6 protein-coding genes are annotated in these 5,641 nt (G+C 60.3%); all 6 read left to right on the forward strand.

What is annotated here, in order from left to right; all coding sequences use genetic code 11:
• A partial coding sequence (locus ABI213_RS05320; RefSeq protein WP_348026329.1) for an aminotransferase class III-fold pyridoxal phosphate-dependent enzyme occupies positions 1-691 on the forward strand: 691 nt, incomplete at its 5' end.
• A gap of 67 nt (positions 692-758) precedes the next feature.
• Complete coding sequence (locus ABI213_RS05325) at positions 759-1,925, forward strand: extracellular solute-binding protein (RefSeq protein WP_348007541.1); 1,167 nt, start codon at positions 759-761, stop codon at positions 1,923-1,925.
• 93 nt (positions 1,926-2,018) lie between these two features.
• On the forward strand, positions 2,019-3,125 hold the full coding sequence (gene potA, locus ABI213_RS05330; protein WP_348007542.1) for a polyamine ABC transporter ATP-binding protein: 1,107 nt from the start codon (positions 2,019-2,021) through the stop codon (positions 3,123-3,125).
• Positions 3,126-3,137: 12 nt separating this feature from the next.
• Positions 3,138-4,079: an ABC transporter permease subunit gene (locus tag ABI213_RS05335; protein ID WP_348007543.1), complete on the forward strand. Its 942-nt coding sequence runs from the start codon at positions 3,138-3,140 to the stop codon at positions 4,077-4,079.
• 1 nt (position 4,080) lies between these two features.
• Positions 4,081-4,917: an ABC transporter permease subunit gene (locus ABI213_RS05340; RefSeq protein ID WP_348007544.1), complete on the forward strand. Its 837-nt coding sequence runs from the start codon at positions 4,081-4,083 to the stop codon at positions 4,915-4,917.
• A 12-nt stretch (positions 4,918-4,929) separates the two neighbouring features.
• Positions 4,930-5,641 (forward strand): aldehyde dehydrogenase family protein (locus ABI213_RS05345; RefSeq protein WP_348026331.1); only part of this gene is annotated, 712 nt, incomplete at its 3' end.

The following is a 5,641-nucleotide window of genomic DNA, read 5'->3' on the forward strand; positions in this document are numbered from 1 at the left end:
GGGCGGAGTGATTATTCCTCCCGCTACCTATTGGCCGGAAATCCAGCGCATCGTCGACAAGTACGGCATCTTGCTGATCAGCGACGAGGTGATCTGCGCCTTTGGCCGCCTGGGCCACTGGTTTGCCTACGAAAAGTTTGGCTACAAGCCCGACCTGGTGACCTTCGCCAAGGGCGTGACCAGTGGCTACATCCCGTTGGGCGGCGTGATGGTAGGCGACCGCGTGGCCAAGGTGCTGATTGAAAAGGGCGGCGAGTTCAACCACGGCTACACCTATAGTGGCCATCCGGTGGCCTGTGCCGTGGCGCTGGCCAATATCGCCATCATGGAGCGCGAAAACCTGGTCGAAAAGGTGCGCACCGATATCGGCCCCTACCTAGCGGAAAAATACGGCGCGCTGAACGACCATCCGCTGGTGTCGAACGCCGAAACCTGCGGTTTTGTGGCCGGGCTGGTGCTGGTGAAAAACAAACAGACCGGTGAGCGCTTTGACGAGAGCCTGTCGGTGGGCATGCTGTGCCGCAAACATTGTTTTGCCAACGGCCTGGTGATGCGCGCCGTGGGCGATCGCATGATCATCGCCCCGCCGCTGGTCATGACGCATGCCCAGATCGACGAGATGGTGGCGCTGATCTTGCTATGTCTAGACCTGACCTGGCAAGAGTTGAAGGCCGCCGGACACGTCCAGTAAGGTCCGTTAAGGGTCATTGAGCCCCCTACAATCTTTTTTCTTTCCCCATTTTTTGGAGTTTTGACACATGAAACAGCAAGCATTGGTTATTGCCTTGTCCGCCCTGATGCTGGGCGCCTGCGGTAAAAAAGAAGAGACCCCGGTGGCCGCTGCGCCCGCGCCCGCTCCGGTGGCATCGGCTCCGGCCGCGCCGCCTGCCAACACCGAAGAAAAGGTGTTGAACGTGTACAACTGGCCCGACTACATCGCGGCCGACATGGTGGCCAACTTCGAGAAAGAAACCGGCATCAAGGTCAACTACCAGACCTTCGAAAACAACGAAGCGCTGCAGGCCAAGCTGGTGGCAGGCAACAGCGGTTTTGACATCGTGGTGCCCGGCGCGGTGTTTGCCAAGTCGCAGATCGACGGTGGCCTGCTCATGAAGCTGGACAAGAGCAAGATCCCCAACCTGGCCAACCTCGACCCCATCATCATGGGCAAGGTCGCCGGTGTCGATGCAGGCAACGACCACCTGGTGCCGTGGGCCTGGAGCTACACCACCGTGGCCATCAACAAGGGCAAGGTCGCCAAGGCCCTGGGCTCCATGCCATTGCCTGAGAACGTGTGGGACCTGGTGTTCAACCCCACCTACACCTCCAAGCTCAAGTCCTGCGGCATTGCCTACCTGGATTCGCCCACCGAAGTGATTCCACCCGCGCTGCACTACCTGGACAAGAATCCGTACTCTGCCGATGTAGCCGACCACAAGGCCGCGGGCGCGATGCTGGCCAAGGTGCGCAAAGACATCCGTTTGTTCTCTAGCACCATGATCGACGACATGGCCGGTGGCAAGGCCTGTGTGGGCCTGGGCTGGGCGGGCGACCTGAACATCGCCAAGGCGCGTGCCATCGAAAACAAGAACGGCAACGACATCGAAGTGCTGCTGCCTAAAAACGGCGGCCTGATCTTCTTTGACAACCTGGCCATTCCTGCCGATGCCAAGCACCCGAACAACGCCATGATGTTCATGGACTACTTCCTGCGCCCCGAAGTGTCGGCCTCGTTAACCAACGAGCTGAGCTACCCCACCGCCAACAAGGCCAGCATCGACAAGGTCAAGCCTGAAATTGCCAGCGACAAGACCACCTTTGTCGACGCCGACAACATGGCCAAAATGGTCTCGCCCACCAGCCTGAGCAACGAAACCCGCGAGTCGATGAGCAACGTGTACACGCTGTTCAAGAAGAGCAAATAAGCGCTTGAGTTCGTGAGCCTGAAAAGCCGTGCACCGTCGTCATCGGGGGTGCACGGCTTTTTTTATTATTTTGATTAGCTGGGAATGTCCCTTATGAATTTGCCCAAACCCCGCCCCGAAGGCTTTCTGCGCACCGAAAACCTGGTCAAACGTTTCGACGGTGTGGCCGCCGTGGACAACGTGACGCTGTCGATACAGAAGGGCGAGATTTTTGCGCTGCTGGGCAGTTCGGGCTGCGGCAAATCCACCTTGCTGCGCATGCTGGCCGGGTTTGAAACCCCGACTTCGGGCGCGGTGATGCTCAATGGCGTGGACATCGCCAAGATGCCGCCGTATGAGCGGCCCATCAACATGATGTTCCAGTCGTACGCGCTGTTTCCGCACCTCAACATCTGGGACAACATCGCCTTTGGCCTGAAGCGCGAGGGCATGCCTAGCGCGCAGATCAAAACCCGTGTCGATGAGATGCTGAACCTGGTGCAACTTACCGACTTTGCCAAGCGCAAGCCGCACCAGCTATCTGGCGGGCAGCAGCAGCGCGTGGCCCTGGCCCGCAGCCTGGCCAAAAAGCCGCAGCTTCTGTTGTTGGACGAACCCTTGGGCGCGCTGGACAAAAAGCTGCGCGAACGCACCCAGTTCGAGCTGGTCAACATCATCGAATCGGTGGGCGTTACCGTGGTGATGGTGACCCACGACCAGGAAGAAGCCATGACCATGGCCTCGCGCATTGCGGTGATGAGCAAGGGCAAGGTGCTGCAGGTCGGCACGCCCAAAGAAATTTACGAACACCCCACCAACCGCTTTGTGGCCGATTTCATCGGCAACATCAACCTGTTTGACGGCCATCTCAGCGTGGACGAACCTGACCGCTGCGAAGTCACCACCGACCAGGGCGTGGTGCGGGTCGGCCACGGCATCAGCGGCACGCTGGGCATGCCGCTGGCGGTGGCGGTGCGGCCCGAGAAAATCGCCATCTCCAAAGACCGGCCTGCGGACGTGGACTACAACCTGTTTTCGGGCACGGTGCGCGAGATTGCCTACTTTGGCAGCTACAGCAGCTACATCGTCGAAATGCCCGGTGGCCGCCGTGTCAAGGTGACCGAGGCCAACCAAAGCCGCCACGACAACAGCGACATCACCTGGGACGACAAAGTCTTCTTCTGGTGGGACGACGTTGCCCCTGTCACGCTCACCCAATAAGCGGAGCTTGCTATGCAATTACTGAAATGGGCCCGGCTGGTTCCCGGTGCGCGCTTCGTCATCGGCGTGCCGTATCTATGGCTGGTGCTGTTCTTTGTGGCCCCGTTTTTGATTCTGGTGCGCATCAGCCTGACCGACATGGGCAACGGCATCGACCCGTTCGCGCCGCTGCTCAGCGCGCTTGACGGTGTGTGGCACATCCTGCTGAAATACGACAACTACCTCTCCATTGTGAGCGAGGTGGGTGACGACGGCGTCCGGGTCTGGGGCCAGACCATCTACATCGAGGCCTACATCACTTCGGTGAAGTACGCCTTCTGGACCACGCTGTTGTGCCTGTTTATCGGCTACCCGTTTGCCTATTTCATCGCCCGGGCCAAGGCCAGCCTGCAACCCGCGCTGCTGATGCTGGTGATGCTGCCGTTCTGGACCTCGTTTCTGCTGCGCGTCTACGCCTGGAAGGGCATCCTGGCCGACCAGGGCGTGCTGAACAACCTGCTGATGTGGGTCGGCATTACCCACGAGCCGATCCAGATGCTCTACACCGACGTGTCCATGCTGGTCGGCATGACCTACGTGTACTGCCCGTTCATGATCCTGCCGCTGTACGCCAACCTGGTGAAGATGGACTTCCGCCTGCTGGAAGCCGCCCACGACCTGGGTGCATCGCCCTGGCATGCGTTCTGGCTCATCACCGTACCTCTCAGCAAGGCCGGCATCATCGCCGGGTCGATGCTGGTGTTCATCCCCAGCGTGGGCGAATTCGTGATTCCGTCCCTGCTGGGCGGGGCCGAGAACCTGATGATTGGCCGCGTGGTGTGGGACGAAATGTTCAGCAGCAACAACTGGCCCCGGGCTTCGGCATTGGCGATTGTGATGATTTTGTTCATCTTGATTCCCATGGCCATCTACAACCGCTACAGCGACGCAAGCAACGCGCCAAAGGAAGCCTGACATGACGCGCTTCGTCCAAAACTACTTTGGCCGCTTTTGGCTGACGGTGGTGTACCTGTTTTTGTACGTACCGCTGTTCTTCCTGATCTTGTTTTCGTTCAATAGCACGCGGCAAGATGGCGTATTTACCGGCTTCTCGCTGCGCTGGTACACCGCGCTGATGGGCGATTCGCGGCTGGTGGAGGGCTTCTTTTTGTCGCTCAGGGTGGCGGTTATCACTGGCACGCTGTCCACCATCCTGGGTGCGTTTGCAGCCTTTGTAATGGTGCGCTTCCTCAAGTTCAAAGGTCGCAACCTGTTTGCGGGCCTGGTGAGCGCGCCGCTGGTGATGCCCGAGGTGATCATCGGCCTGTCGTTGCTGCTGCTGATGGTGGCCGTGCAGCGCGCATTGGGTTGGCCTGACCGCGGCGCAATCACCATTGTGCTGGGCCACACCTTGCTGGGCATGGCCTATGCCACGGTGGTCATCATCGGCCGCTTGCGCGAGATGGACCGCAGCATCGAGGAAGCCGCCATGGACCTGGGCTGCCGCCCGTTACAAGTGTTCTTTTTGGTGACGCTGCCCAACATCGCGCCGTCGCTGGTGGCGGCCTGGATGCTGACCTTTACCTTGTCTTTTGACGACGTGGTGATCTCAGAATTTTTGTCAGGGCCCGGTGTGACCACGTTGCCGCAGGTGATTTTTGGCTACGCCCGGCGCGGCGTGAACCCTTCGATCTATGCTGCGGCAGCTATTTTGATCACCGTGGTCAGCATCGGCATCATCGCCTACAGCGTTCTCATGGCCCGCCAGCAGACCCGCCGGGCGCGCGAGATACAAGCGGCTGCGGCTGCATAAGGAAAACCCTGCATGTTTACTATTTCTGATCTCAAACTGGATGGCCGTGCCCTCATCAACGGCCAACGCGTGCAGGGCAACGCCGTGTTTACCAAAACCTCGCCCGTCGATGGCCGGGTGCTGGCCGAAGTCACCCGCGGCGGCGAGGCCGAGATCGACCAGGCCGTGCAAGCCGCCCGCGCTGCGTTTGACGATGCCCGCTGGCGCGGCCTGCCCCCGGCACAGCGCAAGCGCGTGATGGTGAAGTTTGCCGACCAGTTGCTGGCCCACGCCGATGAGCTGGCCTTGACCGAAACCCTGGACATGGGCAAGCCGGTGCGCTACGCCCGCGCGGTGGACGTGAACAGCGCCGCCAACTGCATCCGCTGGTACGGCGAGGCGGTAGACAAAATCTACGACGAAATCGCGCCCACCGGCAGTGGTTCGCTGGCGCTGATCACCCGCGAACCGGTTGGCGTGGTGGGGGTCATCGTGCCCTGGAACTACCCCATGATCATGGCCGCCTGGAAGATCGCCCCGGCCCTGGCCGCAGGCAATTCCATCGTGCTCAAACCCAGCGAAAAGTCGCCCCTTACCGCCCTGCGCTTGGCCGAACTGGCGCTGGAAGCCGGCATTCCCCCCGGCGTGTTCAACGTGGTGCCCGGTTTTGGCCTGGAAGCTGGTGAGCCGCTGGCGCTGCACATGGACGTGGATTGCATCGCCTTTACCGGCTCTACCAAGGTGG

It is taken from the genome of Rhodoferax sp. (assembly GCF_039922535.1).
Classification (GTDB): Bacteria; Pseudomonadota; Gammaproteobacteria; order Burkholderiales; family Burkholderiaceae_C; genus Rhodoferax_B.

Bases quoted from the DNA above. Each gene is read 5' to 3' on its own strand.
- ABI213_RS05325 (WP_348007541.1), top strand. From the start codon at position 759: ATGAAACAGCAAGCATTGGTTATTGCCTTGTCCGCCCTGATGCTGGGC.
- ABI213_RS05340 (WP_348007544.1), top strand. From the start codon at position 4,081: ATGACGCGCTTCGTCCAAAACTACTTTGGCCGCTTTTGGCTGACGGTG.
- ABI213_RS05335 (WP_348007543.1), top strand. From the start codon at position 3,138: ATGCAATTACTGAAATGGGCCCGGCTGGTTCCCGGTGCGCGCTTCGTC.
- potA (WP_348007542.1), top strand. From the start codon at position 2,019: ATGAATTTGCCCAAACCCCGCCCCGAAGGCTTTCTGCGCACCGAAAAC.